Genomic DNA, 20,941 nt, shown 5'->3' with positions numbered 1-20,941 from the left:
TTATAGAGTGCATCTCTCTGTTTCTATTTTAGCCTTCTGCATTCTTGCGAATGTTTTGGCTGTTTTACAGGTTTTATGGTACTATTCTCTTTTCTATGACCGCCGCTCCGTTCTTACGAAGCTTGTACATTATATCGTCATTCCCTTAAGTTGTCAAGCTTTTTTTTAAGTTGTTTTTAAATCGTTTCTTTTGCTGTGCTGTCCCTGTTCGAGACAACTTCTTTAGTATACTCTGATTTCCACGCTCTGTCAATCCTTTTTTTAATTTAATTCTGGTTTTTTATTCGCATTATTTATATTCCCTTATAATAGTGGTTTAAACATTTTATCTTTGCGATCTTTGCGCAAAAAATATAAAAGTCCCGCAACGTCCTATCCTCCCAGGCAGTTACCCACCAAGTACTTTCGGCGCTGGAAGACTTTACTTCTGTGTTCGGTATGGGAACAGGTGTAGCCCTTCCGCCATCGTCGCGAGACTAATTAACTTTATTTAATTCAACTTCATTATTATACTTGTTTTTTATTTCATTGTCAACTATTATCTTTTCTTTTTATTTACCCTAATTGGGGGCTTGTATATTTCAAATCAGTTCTGCTCCGATCATTCATTCCGGCGATCGCTTCTTCAGCACATCTTCTAACAGATATATTAGCTCTTCTTCACATTCCTTTATGGTGCAGTCTTCTTTCTTTAAATAATTAAAATAGCTTTCAGATCGGGCGATTGTAATCAGCTTCGCCCGATTTACCAGTTGGCTGAATACCGTATTTCTATTCAGATCAAGATCAAAACTTTTCAGACTTGAAAAATAATCCAAATCAATATCCAGGATAAGATTGTCTTGACTTAAATTTTTCATAGAAAAAACACTGTCTTCAAACATATGATCATCAAGACTGCCAAAGTGATTTTCAGACACCAGATAGTGGTGGCCCCTCGGGTATTGATGTTTTTCCATACAATTTATCATATGATAGTCTTTTATATAACCCAATTCCATGGCGGTATAAATGTGCTCGTCATTTCGTAATTTACCCATGGCATCTTCGATGGTCTTCAAATTCAAGGGATCAAGCATTGACAGAATCTTTTTCTGAAACCGATCAACCAAAGCCGCTTCTTTGTCTGGATTGATCGCCATCGCTTTTTGATAGGCATAAAGCCAAAACGACGGATTTGTATCTGGATGGTAATCTATACTTACCAGAACTGATGATTTTTTTGATTGCTGAAACAATTGTCCCCATACCAATAAAGCGTATTGATGATCATCCACCACCATAATGTTTTTCCCCTTAACGCACAAGCATTTGGGTTTTAAGTTGTTATTTTTCATTATTCAGCCATTCTATAAATACGAATCACTCCACATCAATATAAGAGCGAATTCTTAAATCTGCGCCCACTGAATTGCTGATTCTTCGACAGGCTTCCTGATCTTCTTCCGGTAATATATCAACAATCGTTAAAACAACCTTTGTATATCTGCCAGCCAGACGGGCAAAATCCAGCAGCGCCTCATAGGCATCTTCAAAAACGGGGCGACATAGAGTATCGTATTCCTGTTTATCTTTTGCATTCAAACTGATCGATACCACATCAATTGCGTCCTTTAAATAAGGTGTCATATCCTTTTTAAAAATCAAGTTACCGTGGCCATTGGTATTAAGACGGGTTGGTATCGGATATCTCTTTTTAACATCCTTGGCAATTTCGCAGATTTCATCCAATCGATAAGAAGGCTCTCCATAGCCGCAAAAAACAAGTTCTTTATACTGACTAAGATCCCGTTTTAATATATCTTCTAATACTTCTTCCTTGGTTGGTTCTTTTTCCAGCCAAAGATCATCTACGCCATTTACTGTGGGCTCATCTCTTCGAATGCAAAATGTACAAGCATTACTGCATCGATTTGTCATATTTACATATAAAGATTTCCCTAATTCATAGGTAATCGTCATCTTCTTTTCCTCCCAGGGTATTTTTACTATCTCTTTGTTACATCTAAATCTATATTTTTTTCGCAAATATATTATTTTATCTCTATATTAACTTCTCATACATCTAAAAACACAACAACATTTTACCATATCTATTCTAGAAGTCACGAAAAACAAATTATTTCTTCTAACCTCGCCAATTATTCCTCTTGAATTTATAAACTTATTTAAGTAAATAAAAAAACACATTCCCCAGTCTTTTTGCTTGGTTAATGTGTTTTCTTAGTATAGTCTGTTTTAAAACAAGGGACCAACAAGCTTTAAATCACAACCTTCGCATTCCCAATCAAGGCCGACACCGTTCATTTTACCACCACATTGAGGACAAATTCCAGTTCCGCTTTTAGGGAACATATATTCAGTCAGTTCCATTTCAAGAATTTCTACGCCATCAGTTTCCGGTTGTTTTTTAAATTTTTCGATAGTTTTATGCGCCATTTAATTTTTCTCCTTTTGTATTCGATTAATCATCTTTGTTTCATTATAGATCAAACCGCTTAGTCATACAAATCATTTCTAGGGAAAAATAACGCCTACTTTGTGCACTAATCCTGTCTTTATAATAATAAAACAGCCTTCCAGCGCTCCTCTTTAAAACCAATCAGATCCCTGTTATCGAAAACAGCTGGGGCCCTTTAATAAGTGGCCCCTAGCTGTTCTTCGATATCAATTTTTTTGCTTATTTTATTTTTTGAACCCGATCATTTGAAACCCCCTGTGGCAGGGTAATCTCCAATAATTTTTTCCCGGTATTAAAATCAATTTCTGAAATTGCATTCGTTCCTTCCTTAGTTTGACCCCAACCAATCGTATATACTTCTATATTGTCGCCAATTCTCTGGGCACTTCCATCTGCCAACGCCGTCTCTCCAGACACTTTAAATTCTTGAAACTCTAATACTTTTTTATTGACTTCATCTAATTTAAGTTTTAAGATTCGGGTTTGCCCGGTGCTGGTTCCATTGTCAAAGATCGTTAAATAGCCTTCTTTTGTTAACGCTATATCACTTTGCCCTGAAGTTTTTTGTTCACTTGTCAAGCCAAACTCATCACCGTTTCCTGACAGTTTCCACATGATATTACCAGTATCACGATTGATTTTCATGATTGTATTTAAATTTTTAAACGATACAATCAGATTATTATCAGCTGGATCAATGATCATCCGATCAAATCCGGTATAATCTGGACTTTGACTGGTAGCATTGCTGTAATCATTACCTTTTACACTTAGTCCATAGAGTTCCGGATGTGAATCAGTAGTAAATTCAAAGACGACTTTATCATCTTTAACTTCTTGAATAAGGGTTCGCACTACCTTTGATCCCATTGAACTTGCGCTCAAGCCTTCCGGTATATTTTGAACAAGCACCAGTTGTGATGCCGCTACAATATAATGATTATCATCGATTAAGATGAAATCTTGCCCGTCTATCGGATCACCTTTTTTTGCAAATTTGCTCTGAGCTAAGGTAATGGTTTTTATTTCCTTGTAGTTTTCATCAAGAATTACGCGTTCACCAGAGGCCGTTCCGATCCCATTACTATCACCATAAACTCGCTGATAGCTATAACGCACTGTGCCATCCTCTAAAGTATGCTTTTTAAAATCGCTGTATGTTTCACCATTCGCTTCTTGTTGAGATTTTGCAATGTAGAAAACAACTTCGCCTTTATTATTTAGTTCATACAGCGCGGCTCCGCCTGTTGCCAACGCGGCGTAGTAATTTCCCTCATAACTGCTTTCTCCTGCTGAATTTATTTGTGGAAGTTGAGAAGACAGTGTCCTTAAATAAATAGTTTTTACATCTTTTTCATTATCCACGGTAATCTTGATCAATTTATTTGATGACAAGGTATCGAGTTTTAAGTCCATGGATTTTCCTGCGCCAATACCTTTTTCATCAATTTTAACTGTAGCACCGGTTTCATTATTCAGTTTAATGGTATTGGTGGAAACACTGCTCAGACTGATGGCATCATAAATGGCACCATCCTCTGCCAGTGGCAATTCTACATTAAATCCGTTGATTGTTAAATTAAGTGATTTATCTGACATTAGCGTGTTATCTCGTCCAGAGTAGGCCAGTGTACAACTGACCAAAATAATCAGCAGTATCGCGCCACTGACTGATACAATCATAAATTTTTTCGAGCTATCCATAAATTATAATCTCCTTTTTTGCTCTATTATCACATAGACTTCTTAAATTTCGGATAATAGTTTTGTCCTTTTTAAGTAAGTCTAAACGATCCTTATTTTGTCTATATAAAAAAACATTAAACCTTTAAATCTTTTTTGTTATAAAAAGCAAAAGTCATTCCTATTGCAAGAATCACTACGCCCCCCCATAAGCCTAACGCTTTCAGATTAATACCCGACGCCAAAATGAGGTTCGGTTCAAAAAGGTCCAGGGGGGAGAGATATCTTAAAAAGCCCACCGCATCAACAAGCGCTGCAAAAATTCCGATGCTGTAAGTGCCAAAAACCATCCACATTGCCGCCAATCCAATTTGTCTGGTACTGCGAAGCTTTACTGAAAACCAAAGGCCTAATATCATAAAAATAAAACCTGATATAAACGTTCCTAAATATATTCCTTTCACGTTCAATAATAATACAATAACTTCATATTTCCCCGAACTGAAAACAAGAACCAGGATCATTGATACCATTTCCAGGATGATGATCAAAAGACAATACGTTAAAAAATGTGCGACCATTTTAGCTGCAACAATGCCGCTTCGTGTAATCGGTTGGGCATATAAATATTCAATGGTTCCATCTGTTTCTTCTTTTATAAGAGCTGATGTTCCTGCACGTGCTGCGTATATCGCAATCGCAATATTAATAAATTGCATGATAAAAGCAAAATAAACCTTGATATCACTAAAATCCGACATCTCGGTAAGGCCAAAGGCGGCAAGCAATGGTGCTGGTAGGGCACCCAGCTTCATTCTAACTAGATTTTGGATGGTACTGGATTCCATTGCAGGAAAAAAAGCCATAAATACGACCAAAACAACGATAAGTATGCCCATCCAAAACAGTAGACCCCGAAAGATATTTTTAAATTCCAATTTCAAGAGCGTCATCGCTATGCCCTCCTTCATAATAATCTAAAACTTCATCTTCAAGAGAGGCATTTTTTATCGTTATATCTTTTATCGCCATCATGCTGAGGGTTTTTAAAAGCTTCTCAACATCGCCATCATAGGAAAATTTAACCCTGTTTTCTGAAACATTAAGCATCCGCCCACCTAAAATTTCAAGATCCCTTAAATCAAAGGATTCTGCTTTTATTTCGATAATCATATATTTTTTTCGTACTTTTGTTAAGTCTTCAATTTTAAAAATCCGTCCTTCCTTGATAAATGCAACTCGGGTACAATAATCTTGAACCTCTTTTAAATTTTGACTCGATAAAAAAATGGTGGTTCCCTTTTCATTTGCATCTTTTAATACTTCGAAAAGTCGTTTTTGCATTAAAGGATCCAACCCATTCATTGGTTCATCCAGGATTAGCAAACGTGGTTCATGTATCAATGCACAGGCAATGGCGATTTTCTTTTCATTACCGATGGATTGTTCGCCAAATTTTATTGACTTATCAATTTCCAACGCCTCACATAGGGGATCAATAGCATCTTCGGATTTAATATGATGAAAAGCCAGGGTGGTTTTCAATAACTCCTCGGCACTGGCATTTGGATAATACCGAATTTCATCGGGTACATATCCAACTTGCTTTTTTATCTTTGCTGAATTTTTTGTGCAATTCAGATCCAATACTTTACAATGTCCAATATTGGGGAAAATAAAATTCAATAGAATTTTTATCAATGTCGATTTCCCCGCACCGTTTGGTCCTATCAAGCCAAATATTTCTCCTTCGTCAACCGTTAGATTGACATTTTTCAACACCAGAATTTCATCATAATTCTTTGTTAAATGCACGGTTTCGATTGCTTTCATAAGAATCTTTCCTCCATCTTTTAACGGAATACTTGTTCTTGCTCAATTCATCTTGTCGCCTTATTGTAACTTATTACAGTAAAAAGGTAAAGGCCTGCTATTTTTATCCTTCACAGGCATACAAAGCCCCCTTGCAAAGCAAGCAATTGTTCTTTTAGTATGGTAAAATCAGGGTATATTATCAACAATTGTCATTAAATATATTCTCTATTGTTCTAACCCTTTAATACAACCTAATTCAATAAAACGCTTTGGAGGCGCAATGATGAAACGAAAGCTATGGCTTTATTTGTCCCTTGTTCTAAGTCTTATTCTATTGTTTACCGGCTGTCAATTTCTACCCACCGCAACGGCAACCTTTACCCCGCAGGATTCTCTGGCCGTTCATTTTTTAGATGTGGGGCAGGGGGATTCCATTCTTTTAATCGATAATAACGATACCATGCTTATTGATGGCGGAAATCCGGAAAATGGAAGAGCTATTATTAACTATCTCAAAAGTTTGGGGATCTCTCAACTGGATTACGTTGTTGCCACTCATAACCACGCCGACCATGCCGGCGGTTTAGCCGATGTGGTTGCTAATCTTGAAGTTTCAAACCTGTATGTGACCAATTCCGAAGATACCACCGCCTCTCAGAAGCTCATTGCCGAGGCGAAGGCCAAAAACGTGCCGGTCTCCACCCCGTCTCCCGGAACCGCACTTGCCTTTGGCGGGTCAACCATTGATTTTCTAGGACCGCTTAGCGTTCACGAAGACGTCAATAATGATTCACTAGTGCTAAAGGTCACCCGGGGAAACCACCACTTTCTTTTTACCGGTGATATGGGACAACAAGCCGAACAGGAACTGCTTGCCCAGAACATCAATCTCGAAGCCGATGTTCTGAAGGTTGGACATCATGGCAGCTCCACGTCAACAGGCTACGTCTTTCTTCGTGCTGTGAATCCCCGGTACTCGGTGATTTCCTGTGGTGCCAACAATGATTATGGTCATCCCCATGAGGAAACGCTGAGCCGTCTCAACGACGTCGGCTCCACTATTTTCCGCACCGACCTCCTGGGGACGATCATTGCCACCTGTCAGGGGGATCAATTAACCTTTAATAAAACCGGCATTGCCCCAACCCAGCCCTATCAGGCCGTGGATAACGGTCTCGCTGCCACTTCCAACCCTGCTCAGAAAACGCCGGCAAGCACGGCCACTGCAGAGACTGCCACCTATATCGGTAATAAAAATTCAAAGGTCTATCATTTGCCCACCTGCCCCAGCCTGCCCAAGGAATCCAACCGAATCTATCTGAACAATCTGGATGAAGTTCATTCCCTGGGACTGACCCCCTGTGGGATTTGTAATCCGCCAAACTAAAACAATATAACAAAAATCAAGGCCAGCATTTAGTGGTAATTATCTCCGCTAAACACTGGCCCTGATTTTTGCTGTTCTCTTTTTATTTTTTTCTGATCTATTTAATTAACCCGTCACCACATCCCGACTTTTTAACCAAGTGATGGCAAATAGACTGAACCCAGCCATAAAAACTACACAGGCTATAATAAATTGAATTTCTCCTACCGACATGGGTGCGGCCGGATCATTGGCTCGCATCCCCAATGTTATCAGGGCATAGGGAAACCAGATGCCATAACCTTTGGATAGCAATGCCAAACCCGCAATACCACCCATCAGAGCAATACCCACTGGCACTGCAAAACTGCGAATCACCAGAGATATTAAGAGCTGCAGAGCGCATACCACCATACCTCCCAGAGCCCCAAAGAAAAGCCAGACCGGAAGTTCCGGGGGTATCGGTCCCAAAACCCCAGCCAGTAATCCAGATAAAATATACAACAGTCCGATCCAGAGCTGAGTCAACAGCACCATCGCTGAACCCATGATCAATTTAGCCAGAAATAGGTGGGTTATGGGAACCGGCGCCGTCATAACCGCATTCCAATTATGATTGGCGTGTTCCAGCCGCCAAAGGTAAGAACAGTAAATACCAATCAGTACCGGCAGAAAAAAATAACAGGCAAATAGGGTATGCTGGGTCCAGAGACTATACCATTCATTCTCCAGAATCTCCAGATTATTCAGGTAATTGAAGGTTCCCATAAAGGCCGGAATAATGGGAATCAATAAAAATGCCAACCAAACCGGGCTATGTCGCATCTTGATCATTTCCGCTTTTAAAACACGTATGAACATCCTTCAGACCTCCCTTCGTACAAATAAAATCCGGCCAATTCCGTATATCAGTCCAAAGAATACAAAAAGCAGTACAAAACCCGACCAATCAATAACAGTCCAGTAAAAATCTATTGCCCGAGTATTCTGATCCCAGTTCATACCAACCTGCATCAGCACCCCATAATAACTCCAAAGGATAAACTTCTGAAAGCCCTGCGGAAAAAACATACTGAACAGACCAATAAAACCGCCAACGAGTCCCAATGTCATGGGCACCATTTGATTGGCAAAGAGCATGGATACCACCTGTTGAAAAGCATAAATAGTCAAACTCACCGCCAGGGTAAAAAACAAATATCCACCCAGAGCGCCCCATGGCACCGGTCCTCCAAAATGTAGCATGAGACCCATACCAATCATAATGGCCACCTGTCCCAATGCTGCACCAAACATATAGATACTACCCCAGATAAACTTGGCATCAAAGATCCGATTGGCTGGAACAATGGTTTCCAGGAGCTTAAATGTTTGTCCTTTATGCTCCACCTCACATAGGCGAGACGCCACCACTGCCGCGATCACCGGCATGATGATGCAGTTGAGCATGGGAAATTGGTAAAGAAAAAACAGCCATCCCTGAACCAGATCATTAGCGTCCTTGTTGGAAATAGCCCAGCCAGCCCATAGCATCTGAACCCCCATCATCACCGCTACTACTAACCAGATCTTTCGTCCCTTTGTTTTTAAAATCTCCATTCGGATTGCCGCTCTCATAAACTCACCGCCGTTCCGGTCAACTCCAGGAAGATATCTTCCAGACTCTTTTTGCGCTCTTCAATGCGAACCAGCCCAATATTATTCTGTCCCAGAACCTTACTGATTTCTGCCATCATTGAATCTTTCATTTGGGGAATGATTAGATAATCATCCTGTACTTCCCAGTCAACCCCATTTTGACTCAGGAATGATTTAGTCACCTCATTATTCATGGTTCGAACCGCGAGATGCTGCTGGCTATACTGATGAAGCTTCATCAAACTGTCCTGATAAACCAGCTCCCCTTCCCGAATAATTCCCACCCGAGTTGCCAGCTGATCGATTTCGCTTAAAAGGTGGCTGGACACCACCACCGTCATTCCAAATTTTTTTGGCAGGGACTGAATCAATTCCCGCATTTCCTGAATCCCGGCGGGATCCAGCCCATTGGTGGGTTCATCCAAAATCAGCAGTTTGGGATAGCCCAAAAGCGCACTGGCCAGCCCCAACCGCTGTTTCATTCCCAGGGAATACTGGCTAACTTTTTTGTTTTTCTGATTATCCAGCCTGACTATTTTTAGGACTTCATCGATGTTCTGTTTGGGAACACCCCGGAGGGTTTGAAAAATCTGGAGGTTCTCCGCTCCGGTTAAATGCCCATAATAACTGGGAGATTCGATAAGGGAACCCACATTTTTAAGATTCTCCAGTCGGTTTTTGCTGTTGACTCTTTTTCCAAAAACCGATATTTCCCCGGCTGTGGGTTTTGCCAGACCTAACACCATTTTCAAAGTTGTAGATTTTCCTGCTCCATTTGGTCCCAGGAAGCCGTAAATAGCCCCTTCAGGAACTAGCAGATCCACATCCTTTACTCGATAAACATTTCCATATTCTTTACTGAGACCCTCGGTCTCGATGACATTACTCATAAACATGCACTCCTTCTTTTTTTCTACATGCTTATGATATCCCATGAACCTTACGGCGGTTTGTCCCCCGCCTTACTTTTACCTTAATTTTAATCTCATTTCCTAAATACGACTATTTTTTCGGGTATAATATAGTCTGGGTGATAATAATGAAAACAATTTTTGAATCAACGCTTCTGGTTGTGGATGATGAACCGGAAATTTTAATCATGTTAAAAAAGATATTGAATCAGGCGGGATTTTCCAATGTGCTGACTGCCGATTGCTGCCAGCAGGCCCGGGAAATCTTCGGAGCTGAAAAGCCCAATGGGGTGATTCTAGATATAATGCTGCCTGACGGTGACGGGTTTTCGCTAATGCAGGAGTTTCGCTTGAAATCCAATATACCGATGCTGTTTTTGTCTGCCCGGGATGAGGATGAAAACCGGCTTCTCGGGCTGGGACTGGGTGCTGATGATTACATTACCAAACCCTTTCTGCCCCGGGAGGTGGTTCTGCGTTTAAGTGGTATCTTACGTCGGGTTTACCAACCCATGCTGACTCCGCCCTCCCAGGATGAATGTCTGGTTCTAGGTGATGTGACCGTCAATTTTAAAAGCGGAATCGTTCAGACCTGTGATGGCGAAAAAACACTGACTGCAAAGGAACATGCTTTACTGAAAAAGCTTTGGGAGGATCAGGGAAACATCGTAACTTCTGATAGACTTTGCCGAGCGGCATGGGATGATGACCTATATGGCTATGAAAATACTCTGATGGTTCACATTCGAAGACTCCGGGAAAAAATTGAAGAAGATCCATCCCAGCCAAAATATTTACTGACTGTCCGGGGCATGGGTTATAAGCTGGCAAAGGATGCAAATCGATGAAGAGCCTTCGTAAAATCATAGCCCGTTCCATCCTATTAACTGCAACCATTTCGCTTTTACTGGTTGTCGTCAATATCATATTCACTGCCAACTGGGCCATGAAAAATCCCAGTGTCACGCATTCAAAATATGATGTTGGTGAAATTGCTGATGGACTGGCAAATATCGACGGCACTTATTCTCTCAATGAAACCGCAACTGCCCAGTTTAATGCGCAATATTCCTGGGCAATGCTTATCGGCCAGGACGGCAATGTTGTCTGGAGCAAAAACCTTCCTGCCGATGTTCCCCTGATTTACACCCTTACCGATATTGCAACCTTTACCCGATGGTATCTCAATGACTATCCGGTATCAGTCTGGGAATCTCCGGATGGCCTCATCGTATTAGGCGAGCCAAAAGGAAGTATCTGGAAATACCCGATAACCTCAACCGAAGCCACGATATCCCAGGTACCTTCTTATCTCGGTGGATTTTTAATTTTAAATCTGGGGGCAGCACTTATCCTGGCTCTGCTGCTGGGTTTATGGCTCTATCGAAAACTGAAACCCCTTTATGAGGGCATCACAGCCTTGCAGAAAAAAGAAACAATCCTATTGCCCACAAAGGGGGTTACTGGAGAAGTTGCGCGAATTCTTAATGAAACCTCTGTTGTTCTTAAGGAACAGGGAAAGCGCTTAGCGGATCGTGACAAAACCCGTACCGAATGGATTGCCGGTGTCTCCCATGATATTCGCACCCCACTATCGATGGTAATGGGTTATTCCAGTCAATTGGAAACCAATCCAAACCTCCTGCCTGCGGAACAGGATCAGGCGAAAATCATCCGTGAACAAAGTCAGCGTATTAAAACCCTGGTTGCCGACTTGAACATTGCCTCCAAACTTGAATATGAAATGCAGCCCCTGCATCTTAGCAAGATTTCGCCGGCTGCGATGCTCCGGAGTATTTCAGCGGACTATATTAACAACGGTCTCAGTGATCCCTATTCAATTTCCCTTAAAGCTACCGAGGATTCCAATGGTTTATCTCTTCTTTGTGATGAAGCATTGGTCCATCGTGCCGTCACCAACCTGATTGACAACAGTATCCGACACAATGGGAGCGGCTGCATCATTGATGTTTCTGTGAAGAAACACCCGGACGGGTGCATCATCAAAATCAGCGATGACGGGAAAGGCTATCCTCCTGAAGTTCTGGTAAATTCAGATGAACCCGTATTTCTTGAAAACCATGGACTCGGTCTGATCATCGTTCGGCGGATCATGAAACTTCATGGCGGAAAGGCTACCTTTGAGAATCCATCTTCTGGAGGATGCTCTGTTTCACTGATTTTTAATCAATAATTACTCCGAATCTGAATACAATGTTTTAAGGCCAACATTTAGGCTTATCGATAAACTGACCGATTGCGTGTTATTCTACTATCCGATGGTAGAGCGATACTTCCTCATCTTTTGTGACCAATTCATAGTTTGTTCCGAGAACATCATAGATTTCGGCGTTAGTCTCTTGATCGTTCGTCATGACAATCCATTTTGGCGGGTTATTTTCCAACATTTTATTCGTTTCAACAATCACTTGAGGATCATATAACCCCCACCATTCTTGTAATGTAAAATATTTATAACAAGGGGTAATATCGGCCATTAAAAACCAGCCTGCCGGGATCTCATAACCAAAGACACTATCCCGGTCTTCTTCAGGAATTGCATTTTTAATACTCCACGCATTTTCATAATAATCCGTATTCGGTTCTTCTGTTACAATACTGCCAATTGTAGAAAAGCAAAAACATAGATAGATTACACAGCTTGAAATAAAAAGAGCCAACACTGCAACAAGCATCATCCGATGACTGCCTTGCCACAGCTTTTTCCCCTTTTTAACATAAAGTTCAATAAGTAAAATAATAGCTAGGACAAAGCATGGGGTCGTTAATGTGAAATAATGATAAAAAATTCCTCCGAGCAGAAGCGAAAAAAAGGTAACCAATGAACCAGTTGTTAAAAGCAATCCAATATATTTGTCTTCCTTTTTCAATAAGTAATAGATACCCATACAGCCGGAAAAAATAACCGGTGATATCGAATAGGCGAATTTAACAAGTGATTCCGGTGAGAAAATTCCTGAAATACCCTCTGCATACTTCATATTAAACAGAAAAGTTGCATAAATCATATCTCCAAAAGCATGGTTAATCATAAAATAGCTTGCTATTGCAGTGAATGTAATTAGTGCCCCTGCGATGAAGCCAAGCACATTATGGAAAAAATCAGCATATGCTTTATTGGCAAATAATTGTATCATGACCACCAATACAATGGCGCCAATGAGTACCGCATTATTCAATCGCATAAATACAATGAGGGTGAAACAAACCCCATAGATAAACGCATAGAGCGGATTGTGATTGGCTTTTTTGATGGGTTCTTTTTTTAACTGCTCAAGAACCAGATAGAGAGGCAGCAAAAGAAAAGGCAAACTTAATTCCTCTGTTAAGTTACCACCTTCAAATGTTGATGCTAAAATTAAGAAAAAGAAAAAAATCGGAATCCATGCCCGCTTTTTATTTAAAAACAGTTGTCCCATTTTGACTATCAAAATAAGATCGGCAAACATAAAAATCCATTGAATAACAAAGCTTCCAAAACGATCTGGCATGATCAGCCACCCCAGCGCTTCCAAAAAAAATAATACTGGACCCTTATGGTCAAACAAGTCCACATAAAGGATGTGTCCACTGGTTATTCCCTTGCCGATGAGTAAAAATATCGCAGAATCTGAAATGCCGTAATTATTGCTGAATATTGGGCTGGTTGCATAGGAAAAGAAAAGCAAAAAAAGAAAGGCTGTTATGGCTAAAGCTAAATACTTTATGATTGTATTCTTTTGACTATTCATTTAGTTTTTTTCCTTTATAATAAAAATCGGTCGTTTTTTTGTTTCTAAATAAGTTCTGGCCAGATACTGACCTAAAATTCCGGTACAAAATAATTGAATTCCACTGCTAAAGAAAATGATGCATACCAAAGACGGCCAGCCAAAAGCCGAACCCTGCCAAAAAATTTGTCTGATGATAATACCCACAATCGCTAAAAAAGAAAATCCACAAAAGACCAGACCAGTAACTGATGCAATAGCTAAAGGTGCAGTTGAAAACCCAACGATTCCTTCTAAAGAATAAAGAAATAATTTCCAAAATGAAAACTTGGTTTTCCCTGCCGCTCGTTCAATGTTCTTATAGGTAATCCATTTCGTATTAAAACCAACCCACTCAAAAATCCCTTTTGAAAAGCGATTATACTCCTGCACTTCTAAAACAGCATTAACCATGGATCGTTTCATGAGTCTAAAATCACGGGCGCCATCCACAATTTCCATTTGCGAAATTTTATTGATTATTTTATAGAAACGTCTGGAACAAAAAGAACGGATATGAGGCTCCCCATTTCTGGTTCCCCGACGAGCTGCCACACAATCATATTCTTCACTTTTAAGCATCTCATACATGGAAACAATTAGTTCCGGCGGATCCTGTAAATCAACATCCATAATCCCTACATAATTTCCAGTTGCGTGTTTTAACCCTGCAAAGATGGCTGCTTCTTTCCCGAAATTTCTAGAAAAAGATATATATTTTATACGATTATCTGTTTTGCTGAGATTTTTTATTATCTTTAATGTCTCATCTTTGGAACCATCATCTACAAATAGAATTTCAAAGTCTATTTCTGACAACTGCGAAATCACCTTTTCGATCAGTGTGTTGTAAAAAAGCGGAACCACCTCTTCTTCGCAATAACAAGGGATCACCACGCTTATCTTTTCTTTATCCATCACTCTTCACTTTCACGCTCTCGGTTAAAACTGAACGTCCAAATATTAAAATTATTCCATAAAAAAATAAAATCCAGCCCTATTAATGAAGTTTGGGTACTCATTGCAAAGACCTTCCCAAGGGAGGATTTATTATTAATTATATCATGAAAAAAGGCCCCTTGAATCTCTCTCAATCAATCTAACTAATCTGGACCGTAAATTCAAAAATTCTTAATTTAAATTTCATTATCATTTTGATATTTATACCCTTGTAATGAATACCATAAACCCTTTATTTCATTCTTTTTGCCTACCAATGCCACGCTCATTCAAGCTTTTATGCACTATCGACAGACTTTTCAGCTTTTTTTTAAAACAAAAGCAGCTGAACACCACAACCGCGATTGTTATCTGCTTCCATAGAATAATTTTGAAAGACACACATTCATCACAAAAAAAACAGAAAACATTCATAATTAAGGAATATTTAAGCGGTGCTTTTTATACCATTCATAAAGAAAATATTTTACTCCTTACCGACTCATTTATTTAAATTGAAAATCACACGCATCCATCTAAAAACACAAAAATGCCTGAAGTCCCAACACAAATAGTGGAACTTCAGGCATTTTTTTTCAGACTTCTTTATAGATACTCCGACGAACAAAAGGCGCCAACCTTTTTGCCAAAACAACACTTAAACCAATTTTAATAATATCTGCCGGAAACGTCATCAGAAATCCTGAAACCATCAAAGCTCCAACCCCCATGGGCGTATTGAGATAGTAATTGGCGATGATATAATACCAGGTTAAACCCAGGGCATAAATCACACCCGTTCCCGCAAGTGCGGCTAGAATCAATCGGACGGTGGACGACGCTGCTTTTCTTTCCGCTATCCATCCGGTGACAAACGCACCCAGGGCGAATCCCAAAATATAACCGAAGCTTGGTTTTAAAACATAGAGCAAACCACCGCCCCCGGAGAACACCGGCAGACCGGCCAATCCGATAAAAATATACACCAGCACCGAAACAAGTCCGGCTCTGGACCCCAGCAACAACCCGGCTAGTAAAACAAAAATGGTTTGGAGGGTAAAGGGAATGCCCGGAAGCGGGATTTTTATAAAAGCACCCACGGCCATGAGTGCTGCAAACAGCCCGCAAAGCACGAGTGTTCTAATATTTAATGTGTTTTTTTCAATCATAATTTAGTCCATCCTTCTTATACTAATTTCTCCTGAATTAAGTGTCTCAATTTTTCCTGATTCATTTCTTACAATTAATCCGCCATCGTTATCAATGTCAATGGCGGTGGCCGATTGCCACTGATTGTTTTTACAAACCTTAATTTTTTTTCCTAAAACCATGGAATGGCTTTTATATTCCTCTAAAAAACCACGCTTATTTAAATCTCCACATATATTTAATACCTCGTTGATGATTTCTGCAGCCAATCGGTTACGAGTGAGAGTATCCGGTTTTTTATCAAATAATGCCCCGGCAATTTCTTCCAAATCTTTTGGAAAATCATCTTCAGGCCGTTTGAAATTAATTCCGATTCCAATGATAATGAATTCAACCAGACCATTTTCAAAATTGGTTACCGCCTCGGTCAAAATTCCTACTATTTTTCGACCATTTACATAAATATCGTTCACCCACTTTATTTGCGGTTCGATCCCCGTTACCTTTTGTATCGCTCGGCAGACTCCCACGGATGCCCCGGTGGTTACAAGTACCGCCTCACTGGCATGAACATTCGGGCGCAGAACCAGACTCAGATAAATACCGCTCTTTGGCGGCGAATAAAAAGAACGGCCCATCCGGCCTCGCCCCCGGGTTTGCTCTTCAGCAATAATGACCGTTATCTTTTTTGCTCCTTCAAGAGCTATTTTTTTTGCTTCCTGATTGGTGGAACCAATAGTTTTGTATACAATAATATCAAGATTCTGATTATCCGGCAAAAGCCAGGGTATAATTCCTTCACTGGACATAATATCCGACTCTTTATTCAGACGGTAACCCTTATTGGTTGTAGACTCAATATCATAACCCTCTTCTTTTAAAGATTTTACGGCTTTCCAAATAGCGGAACGGGATACATTCATTAAGCTGGCCAGCTGTTCTCCTGAAATGTATTTTTCTCTTTTTTCTTCTAAGGTTTTTAATAAATTTTGTTTTGTCGACATTTTTTCACCTCTGATTTGTATTCTACATAAAAGCAGCCCAATTGTCAACCAAAAATTATTTAATGGTTGACAATTGGGCTGCTTTTCTTTTTCTTTTATTGCGCCAGCACTTCCAGCGCTCTGGTAATAATATCAAAATTTTTCTTCATGCTTTCCCTGCTCCAGAATTCATCGGTTTTATGACAGGTGCTTTCCTCGCCTGGAAACACACTGCCAAAAGCAACGGCATTTTCAAAGGCTCGAGCATAGGTTCCTCCGCCGGAAACAACCGGTCCGGTTGTATCGCCGGTATATTCTTCATATGTTTTCTGAAGCGATTTCACAAGGAAACTCTCTTTATCGACATGAAGAGGAGGTGAATCATGATCCATTTCAAAAGAAAATCCCAGCTGATTGGTAGCCTGAACAATCATGTCACAGATTTCACTGCTGTTGAAAGTGACCGGATAACGAATATCGCACCGGAAGATGGCTTTTTTGCTATTCACTTGAACGATGGCTGGATTTAGCGTCAGTTCCCCTGAAACCTCATCTGAAAGGTTGATTCCGAATCCTTCCGGGGTGGCAATTTCCAGCAAATCTAGAATCGGATGCTTTAGTCCGGTTGCTCTTAAGACCTGCCCTAGTTTTATCAGCGCATTGTCACCTTTTTCCGGTTCAGATGCATGGGCCGACTTGCCTCTGCTTTCGTAGCTTTGTCCCGCTACGTGAGCCCTTGCGTAATCCGGAACCGAATTAATTTGTTTTCCGCTCTCAAATTCCAGTGTTGGAGTTGAAGCATCCAGATCTTTTTCGAAAATCACATTCATAATTCCTTTTTCTGCAAAAATGACGGGATAACTGGAATCCGGGGTAAATGAATACTTTGGCACTTCTTCAGTTGCTTTGTAGCGGTTCATGCAAGCCCAGTCTCCCCCTTCTTCATCTCCTCCAACAATCAGGCGAATGCGTTTGTTAATTGAAATATTGGCATCTTTAAGGGCTTTTAATGCGAAAAGAGACACCATGGCTGGTCCTTTATCATCAAGGACGCCCCGGCCAAATAGCTTGTCTCCATCGATAGTTAAATCAAACGGGAGTACTGTCCAGTCGTCCCCCACGGCTACAGTATCCAAATGGGTTATAACTGCAACCATTTCTTTTCCAGCCCCCATTTCAATGTATCCGCAGTATCCATCACAATTTTTTGTTTTAAAACCCCAACTGTTTCCCAAATCAAGCACATAGTTTATCGCCTCATTAATGCCTGTTCCCAGTGGAGACTCTGGAGTAACGACACCAGCATCGCCATTCACCGTTTTTATTTGCAATAATCCTTTTAAACGATCCAATAAAGCTTCTTCATCTAAATGATATGTCATTTTTTACCTCCCTTTCTCCGTATTTACGTATTTTGTTAGACCTCCGTCGCACTATCGCACCAGATTTTCCAATGCTTTAGTCATTATATCAAAGTTTTTCCGCATGCTTTCAATACTCCAGAATTCATTTGTTTGATGACAGGTATTGGGTTCCTCAGGAAATCGGCCTCCAAAAGCAACCGCATTGTCAAAGGCTCGGGCATAGGTTCCGCCGCCAATCACTTTGGGCCCGGTGGTGTCGCCAGTATATTCTTCATAAACTTTTTGAAGCGAGTTAATTAAATAGCTTTCCTTGTCCATATGCAAAGGTGCCAAATCATGATTGATCTTAATTGAAAATCCCAGCGGTTCCACGGCCTTGGCAATTTGTTGTCCAATTTCTGAGCCGGTCATGGTCACTGGATAGCGAATATCGCACTTCAATACGGCCTTGTCACGGTTAACATTAGCAATGGAGGGATTCAACGTCAATTTTCCCGAAATTTCATCCTCAAAATCAATATTAAAACCTTCCCGGGTTGCCATCCCTACAAGATCAAGGAAAGGATGATTCAGCCCCATATTTTTGAGCTCTTCTGCTAAAATAAGCATGGCATTAACCCCTTCCTGCGGCTGCGAAGCATGGGCTGGTTTTCCGGTGCTTTCAAAAACTTTATCGGAAATAATCGCTTTAGCGTAATCCGGAACCGTATTAATTTGACTGCCACTGAAAAAACCCATGACTGGAGTGGAAGGATCTAAGTCTTTTTCTAAGCTGATGCTCAAAATTCCTTTTTCCGCATAGATAGCAGGGTACCCGGAATCTGGCGAAAAGGCATAGGTAGGCGGCTCTTCAGTCGCTTTATAGCGGTTCATACAATGCCATTCATCACCCTCTTCATCTCCTCCAATGATCAAACGAACCCGTTTATTTAATAAGGTTCCCTTATCAGCAAGAGCCTTCATGGCATAAAGTGCCACCATCGTCGGACCCTTGTCATCTATAGTCCCCCGACCAAAAGCCTTATCGCCTTCAATGGTTAAATCAAACGGTGGGAATGACCAACCATCGCCCACCGGAACGGTATCCACATGGGTTAGAATTCCCACCATCTCTGCTCCTGATCCCATTTCGATATAACCACAATAGCCGTCACAATTTTTGGTCTCAAAACCAAAACGACTTCCCAAATCAAGCATAAAATTAATAGCATCATTGATCCCGGTGCCAAGCGGCGCCTCCGGTATGATCAAACCGGCATCTGCATTGGTTGAATTAATTTGCAACAATCCTTTTAAATTCTGCAACATATCTCTCTCGTCTAAATAATATTTCATTTTCTTTTGCTTATGCCTTTCCAATATATTCAAAGCGTTTTTGAGTTTTTCCATTACGTGTTATTTCTTCATTCCACATGGCGGCTGGACGAACCCAGATAGCGCCGTCACCGTAAAGCGGACGATAAATTACCATGGTCTCAAGTGTTTCACTGTGTCTTCCAATATAAATAACTTCATATTCATTTCCTTTAAAATGCCGGTAGCGCCCCTTAACAATTTTTTCATCAATTTGAGTTGATTGTTTTTCCATTTTAACCATTTTTCCCTTTCTCTTTTTCACAAATCGTGCTATTATATACAAATAATCTTAAGAATACAACAAAATTTGAAAATGAAGGAGCTATTTATGAAAACAAGACAAGAAATCAAATCCATTTCGAAACAGCATTTTTCTAATAATTATTGGGTTTCTGTTGGCGCAGTCATACTGGCCATGCTCATTGTCGGTGCCGCTTCTGGCGTTACCTTTGGACTTGGCGCCATTTTTTTAGTCCCCCCCATTATGGTTGGTCTTCAATACTTTACACTCTGTCTTTACAGAGGTGAAACCCCCGGTATTGAAACCATGTTTACTTCCGGTTTTAGCAATTACGGACGAAAACTCGGCGGCATGCTCTGGATGTATTTATTTACTTATCTATGGACGTTATTATTGATTATTCCCGGTATTATTAAAGGCATCGCTTACAGTCTTACCCCTTATATTTTAGCAGATTATCCTAATGTTTCCGCCACAGAAGCCCTTAAAATTTCAATGCGAATGACGCAGGGTCATAAAGGCGAAATATTTGTCATGTATTTAAGCTTTATCGGCTGGTTTCTACTCAGCGGAATTACTTTTGGTATTGTCGGCATTTTTTATTCCAACCCTTACTACTTTGTTAGTCTGGCAGGTCTTTATGAAGAACTGAAAAACAACGCTTTGAATAATGGTACCGTTACTTCCACTGAATTAGCTTAATTCTAACAAATAATTAATGCACATTAAAAGCCTTCCCCAAGAAATATTAAGGGAAGGCTTTTGTTTACCCATTTTTTAAACGATCATAGCGATATTTCATTAATCAGATTTACCATTTCAATGGCCGATAAAGCGGCATCATAGCCTTTATTCCCGGCCTTTGTTCCGGCGCGTTCAATGGCCTGCTCAATATTTTCAGTAGTGATAACTCCAAAAATTACCGGTATTTCTGATTGAAGCCCGACATGCGCTACACCCTTTGATACTTCGCTGCACACATAGTCGTAATGGCTTGTGGATCCTCTGATCACTGCACCTAAACAGATAATCGCATCGTATTTTCCCATTTTAGCCATTTTAGAAGCGATAAGGGGAATCTCGAAACATCCCGGCACCCAGGCAACATCGATGTCTTCATCCCTGACATCGTGACGTTTTAATCCATCAACAGCACCGGCTACAAGTTTTGATACGATAAACTCATTAAACCGCGCTGCTACAATGCCTACTTTAATTCCCTTTGCTACTACTTTTCCCTCGTAAATTTTCATGTTAATCTCCTC

Annotated in this window: 21 protein-coding genes and 1 rRNA gene; 4 read left to right on the top strand and 18 right to left on the bottom strand. The window is 40.4% G+C overall.

Annotated features, from left to right (window positions below; translation table 11 throughout):
- Positions 1-359 precede the first annotated feature (359 nt).
- The 7 genes from rrf to FZC41_RS13680 form a co-directional block, all read right to left on the bottom strand.
- Positions 360-476, bottom strand: a 5S ribosomal RNA gene (gene rrf / locus FZC41_RS13710).
- A gap of 129 nt (positions 477-605) precedes the next feature.
- Positions 606-1,337, bottom strand: coding sequence for a peptide arginase family protein (locus FZC41_RS13705; protein ID WP_148567998.1), 732 nt, complete (start codon positions 1,335-1,337; stop codon positions 606-608).
- A 25-nt stretch (positions 1,338-1,362) separates the two neighbouring features.
- Positions 1,363-1,962: a TatD family nuclease-associated radical SAM protein gene (locus FZC41_RS13700; RefSeq protein ID WP_148567997.1), complete on the bottom strand. Its 600-nt coding sequence runs from the start codon at positions 1,960-1,962 to the stop codon at positions 1,363-1,365.
- 276 nt (positions 1,963-2,238) lie between these two features.
- The gene (locus FZC41_RS13695) at positions 2,239-2,439 is read right to left on the bottom strand and encodes a hypothetical protein (RefSeq protein ID WP_148567996.1); all 201 of its coding nucleotides are present in this window, start codon (positions 2,437-2,439) and stop codon (positions 2,239-2,241) included.
- 241 nt (positions 2,440-2,680) lie between these two features.
- Positions 2,681-4,165 carry an arylsulfotransferase family protein gene (locus FZC41_RS13690; RefSeq protein ID WP_148567995.1) on the bottom strand — a complete coding sequence of 495 codons (1,485 nt, stop codon included), beginning with the start codon at positions 4,163-4,165 and terminating at the stop codon, positions 2,681-2,683.
- A gap of 116 nt (positions 4,166-4,281) precedes the next feature.
- Positions 4,282-5,097: an ABC transporter permease subunit gene (locus FZC41_RS13685; protein WP_170253994.1), complete on the bottom strand. Its 816-nt coding sequence runs from the start codon at positions 5,095-5,097 to the stop codon at positions 4,282-4,284.
- Positions 5,072-5,977 carry an ABC transporter ATP-binding protein gene (locus FZC41_RS13680; RefSeq protein ID WP_148567993.1) on the bottom strand — a complete coding sequence of 302 codons (906 nt, stop codon included), beginning with the start codon at positions 5,975-5,977 and terminating at the stop codon, positions 5,072-5,074. Before FZC41_RS13680 ends, FZC41_RS13685 begins: the two co-directional genes overlap by 26 nt.
- Before the next feature lie 262 nt (positions 5,978-6,239).
- Here FZC41_RS13680 and FZC41_RS13675 point away from each other — a divergent pair, with 262 nt between their 5' ends.
- Entirely contained in the window at positions 6,240-7,346 is a 1,107-nt protein-coding gene (locus tag FZC41_RS13675; RefSeq protein ID WP_148567992.1) for a ComEC/Rec2 family competence protein, read from the top strand.
- A 105-nt stretch (positions 7,347-7,451) separates the two neighbouring features.
- On the opposite strand, the gene FZC41_RS13670 is transcribed toward FZC41_RS13675, so the two are convergent.
- Genes FZC41_RS13670 through FZC41_RS13660 form a run of 3 tightly spaced genes read right to left on the bottom strand, consistent with a single transcriptional unit; the run spans position 7,452 to position 9,853 of the window.
- A complete protein-coding gene (locus tag FZC41_RS13670) occupies positions 7,452-8,186 on the bottom strand; it encodes an ABC transporter permease (protein ID WP_148567991.1) in 735 nt (244 codons plus the stop codon).
- 3 nt (positions 8,187-8,189) lie between these two features.
- On the bottom strand, positions 8,190-8,942 hold the full coding sequence (locus tag FZC41_RS13665; protein ID WP_148567990.1) for an ABC transporter permease: 753 nt from the start codon (positions 8,940-8,942) through the stop codon (positions 8,190-8,192).
- A complete protein-coding gene (locus tag FZC41_RS13660) occupies positions 8,939-9,853 on the bottom strand; it encodes an ABC transporter ATP-binding protein (RefSeq protein ID WP_148567989.1) in 915 nt (304 codons plus the stop codon). Before FZC41_RS13660 ends, FZC41_RS13665 begins: the two co-directional genes overlap by 4 nt.
- 149 nt (positions 9,854-10,002) lie before the next feature.
- Between FZC41_RS13660 and FZC41_RS13655 the strand changes: the two genes are divergently transcribed.
- Together FZC41_RS13655 and FZC41_RS13650 are read left to right on the top strand one after the other, a co-directional pair.
- Positions 10,003-10,722, top strand: coding sequence for a response regulator transcription factor (locus FZC41_RS13655; RefSeq protein ID WP_148567988.1), 720 nt, complete (start codon positions 10,003-10,005; stop codon positions 10,720-10,722).
- Positions 10,719-12,068 (top strand): sensor histidine kinase, encoded by a 1,350-nt coding sequence (locus FZC41_RS13650; RefSeq protein WP_148567987.1) that lies wholly within the window; start codon positions 10,719-10,721, stop codon positions 12,066-12,068. The genes FZC41_RS13655 and FZC41_RS13650 overlap by 4 nt, the downstream gene beginning before the upstream one ends.
- 70 nt (positions 12,069-12,138) lie before the next feature.
- On the opposite strand, the gene FZC41_RS13645 is transcribed toward FZC41_RS13650, so the two are convergent.
- From FZC41_RS13645 to FZC41_RS13615, 7 genes are all read right to left on the bottom strand, one after another.
- Complete coding sequence (locus FZC41_RS13645; protein ID WP_148567986.1) at positions 12,139-13,626, bottom strand: hypothetical protein; 1,488 nt, start codon at positions 13,624-13,626, stop codon at positions 12,139-12,141.
- Entirely contained in the window at positions 13,627-14,562 is a 936-nt protein-coding gene (locus FZC41_RS13640) for a glycosyltransferase family 2 protein (RefSeq protein ID WP_148567985.1), read from the bottom strand. It lies immediately after the preceding gene.
- A 617-nt stretch (positions 14,563-15,179) separates the two neighbouring features.
- Complete coding sequence (locus tag FZC41_RS13635; RefSeq protein WP_148567984.1) at positions 15,180-15,752, bottom strand: biotin transporter BioY; 573 nt, start codon at positions 15,750-15,752, stop codon at positions 15,180-15,182.
- A gap of 3 nt (positions 15,753-15,755) precedes the next feature.
- Complete coding sequence (locus FZC41_RS13630; RefSeq protein ID WP_148567983.1) at positions 15,756-16,736, bottom strand: biotin--[acetyl-CoA-carboxylase] ligase; 981 nt, start codon at positions 16,734-16,736, stop codon at positions 15,756-15,758.
- 95 nt (positions 16,737-16,831) lie between these two features.
- Entirely contained in the window at positions 16,832-18,097 is a 1,266-nt protein-coding gene (locus FZC41_RS13625; protein WP_148567982.1) for a Sapep family Mn(2+)-dependent dipeptidase, read from the bottom strand.
- A gap of 51 nt (positions 18,098-18,148) precedes the next feature.
- Positions 18,149-19,387, bottom strand: coding sequence for a Sapep family Mn(2+)-dependent dipeptidase (locus FZC41_RS13620; protein ID WP_243136726.1), 1,239 nt, complete (start codon positions 19,385-19,387; stop codon positions 18,149-18,151).
- A gap of 37 nt (positions 19,388-19,424) precedes the next feature.
- Complete coding sequence (locus tag FZC41_RS13615; RefSeq protein ID WP_243136725.1) at positions 19,425-19,676, bottom strand: DUF1653 domain-containing protein; 252 nt, start codon at positions 19,674-19,676, stop codon at positions 19,425-19,427.
- An 87-nt stretch (positions 19,677-19,763) separates the two neighbouring features.
- On the opposite strand from FZC41_RS13615, the gene FZC41_RS13610 reads away from it, so the two are divergent.
- Positions 19,764-20,378: a DUF975 family protein gene (locus FZC41_RS13610; RefSeq protein ID WP_170253993.1), complete on the top strand. Its 615-nt coding sequence runs from the start codon at positions 19,764-19,766 to the stop codon at positions 20,376-20,378.
- A gap of 83 nt (positions 20,379-20,461) precedes the next feature.
- Here FZC41_RS13610 and ribH read toward each other — a convergent pair whose 3' ends face one another.
- The gene (gene ribH / locus FZC41_RS13605) at positions 20,462-20,929 is read right to left on the bottom strand and encodes a 6,7-dimethyl-8-ribityllumazine synthase (RefSeq protein WP_148567979.1); all 468 of its coding nucleotides are present in this window, start codon (positions 20,927-20,929) and stop codon (positions 20,462-20,464) included.
- Positions 20,930-20,941 lie beyond the last annotated feature (12 nt).

This window comes from Acetobacterium paludosum, from assembly GCF_008086595.1.
GTDB classification, from domain to species: domain Bacteria; phylum Bacillota; class Clostridia; order Eubacteriales; family Eubacteriaceae; genus Acetobacterium; species Acetobacterium paludosum.
Note: the sequence above shows the minus strand (reverse complement) of the source record. Positions and strands in the feature narration are given on the sequence as shown.

Bases quoted from the DNA above. Each gene is read 5' to 3' on its own strand.
- FZC41_RS13705 (WP_148567998.1), bottom strand. From the start codon at position 1,337: ATGAAAAATAACAACTTAAAACCCAAATGCTTGTGCGTTAAGGGGAAA.
- FZC41_RS13700 (WP_148567997.1), bottom strand. From the start codon at position 1,962: ATGACGATTACCTATGAATTAGGGAAATCTTTATATGTAAATATGACA.
- FZC41_RS13695 (WP_148567996.1), bottom strand. From the start codon at position 2,439: ATGGCGCATAAAACTATCGAAAAATTTAAAAAACAACCGGAAACTGAT.
- FZC41_RS13690 (WP_148567995.1), bottom strand. From the start codon at position 4,165: ATGGATAGCTCGAAAAAATTTATGATTGTATCAGTCAGTGGCGCGATA.
- FZC41_RS13685 (WP_170253994.1), bottom strand. From the start codon at position 5,097: ATGACGCTCTTGAAATTGGAATTTAAAAATATCTTTCGGGGTCTACTG.
- FZC41_RS13680 (WP_148567993.1), bottom strand. From the start codon at position 5,977: ATGAAAGCAATCGAAACCGTGCATTTAACAAAGAATTATGATGAAATT.
- FZC41_RS13675 (WP_148567992.1), top strand. From the start codon at position 6,240: ATGATGAAACGAAAGCTATGGCTTTATTTGTCCCTTGTTCTAAGTCTT.
- FZC41_RS13670 (WP_148567991.1), bottom strand. From the start codon at position 8,186: ATGTTCATACGTGTTTTAAAAGCGGAAATGATCAAGATGCGACATAGC.
- FZC41_RS13665 (WP_148567990.1), bottom strand. From the start codon at position 8,942: ATGAGAGCGGCAATCCGAATGGAGATTTTAAAAACAAAGGGACGAAAG.
- FZC41_RS13660 (WP_148567989.1), bottom strand. From the start codon at position 9,853: ATGAGTAATGTCATCGAGACCGAGGGTCTCAGTAAAGAATATGGAAAT.
- FZC41_RS13655 (WP_148567988.1), top strand. From the start codon at position 10,003: ATGAAAACAATTTTTGAATCAACGCTTCTGGTTGTGGATGATGAACCG.
- FZC41_RS13650 (WP_148567987.1), top strand. From the start codon at position 10,719: ATGAAGAGCCTTCGTAAAATCATAGCCCGTTCCATCCTATTAACTGCA.
- FZC41_RS13645 (WP_148567986.1), bottom strand. From the start codon at position 13,626: ATGAATAGTCAAAAGAATACAATCATAAAGTATTTAGCTTTAGCCATA.
- FZC41_RS13640 (WP_148567985.1), bottom strand. From the start codon at position 14,562: ATGGATAAAGAAAAGATAAGCGTGGTGATCCCTTGTTATTGCGAAGAA.
- FZC41_RS13635 (WP_148567984.1), bottom strand. From the start codon at position 15,752: ATGATTGAAAAAAACACATTAAATATTAGAACACTCGTGCTTTGCGGG.
- FZC41_RS13630 (WP_148567983.1), bottom strand. From the start codon at position 16,736: ATGTCGACAAAACAAAATTTATTAAAAACCTTAGAAGAAAAAAGAGAA.
- FZC41_RS13625 (WP_148567982.1), bottom strand. From the start codon at position 18,097: ATGACATATCATTTAGATGAAGAAGCTTTATTGGATCGTTTAAAAGGA.
- FZC41_RS13620 (WP_243136726.1), bottom strand. From the start codon at position 19,387: ATGTTGCAGAATTTAAAAGGATTGTTGCAAATTAATTCAACCAATGCA.
- FZC41_RS13615 (WP_243136725.1), bottom strand. From the start codon at position 19,676: ATGGTTAAAATGGAAAAACAATCAACTCAAATTGATGAAAAAATTGTT.
- FZC41_RS13610 (WP_170253993.1), top strand. From the start codon at position 19,764: ATGAAAACAAGACAAGAAATCAAATCCATTTCGAAACAGCATTTTTCT.
- ribH (WP_148567979.1), bottom strand. From the start codon at position 20,929: ATGAAAATTTACGAGGGAAAAGTAGTAGCAAAGGGAATTAAAGTAGGC.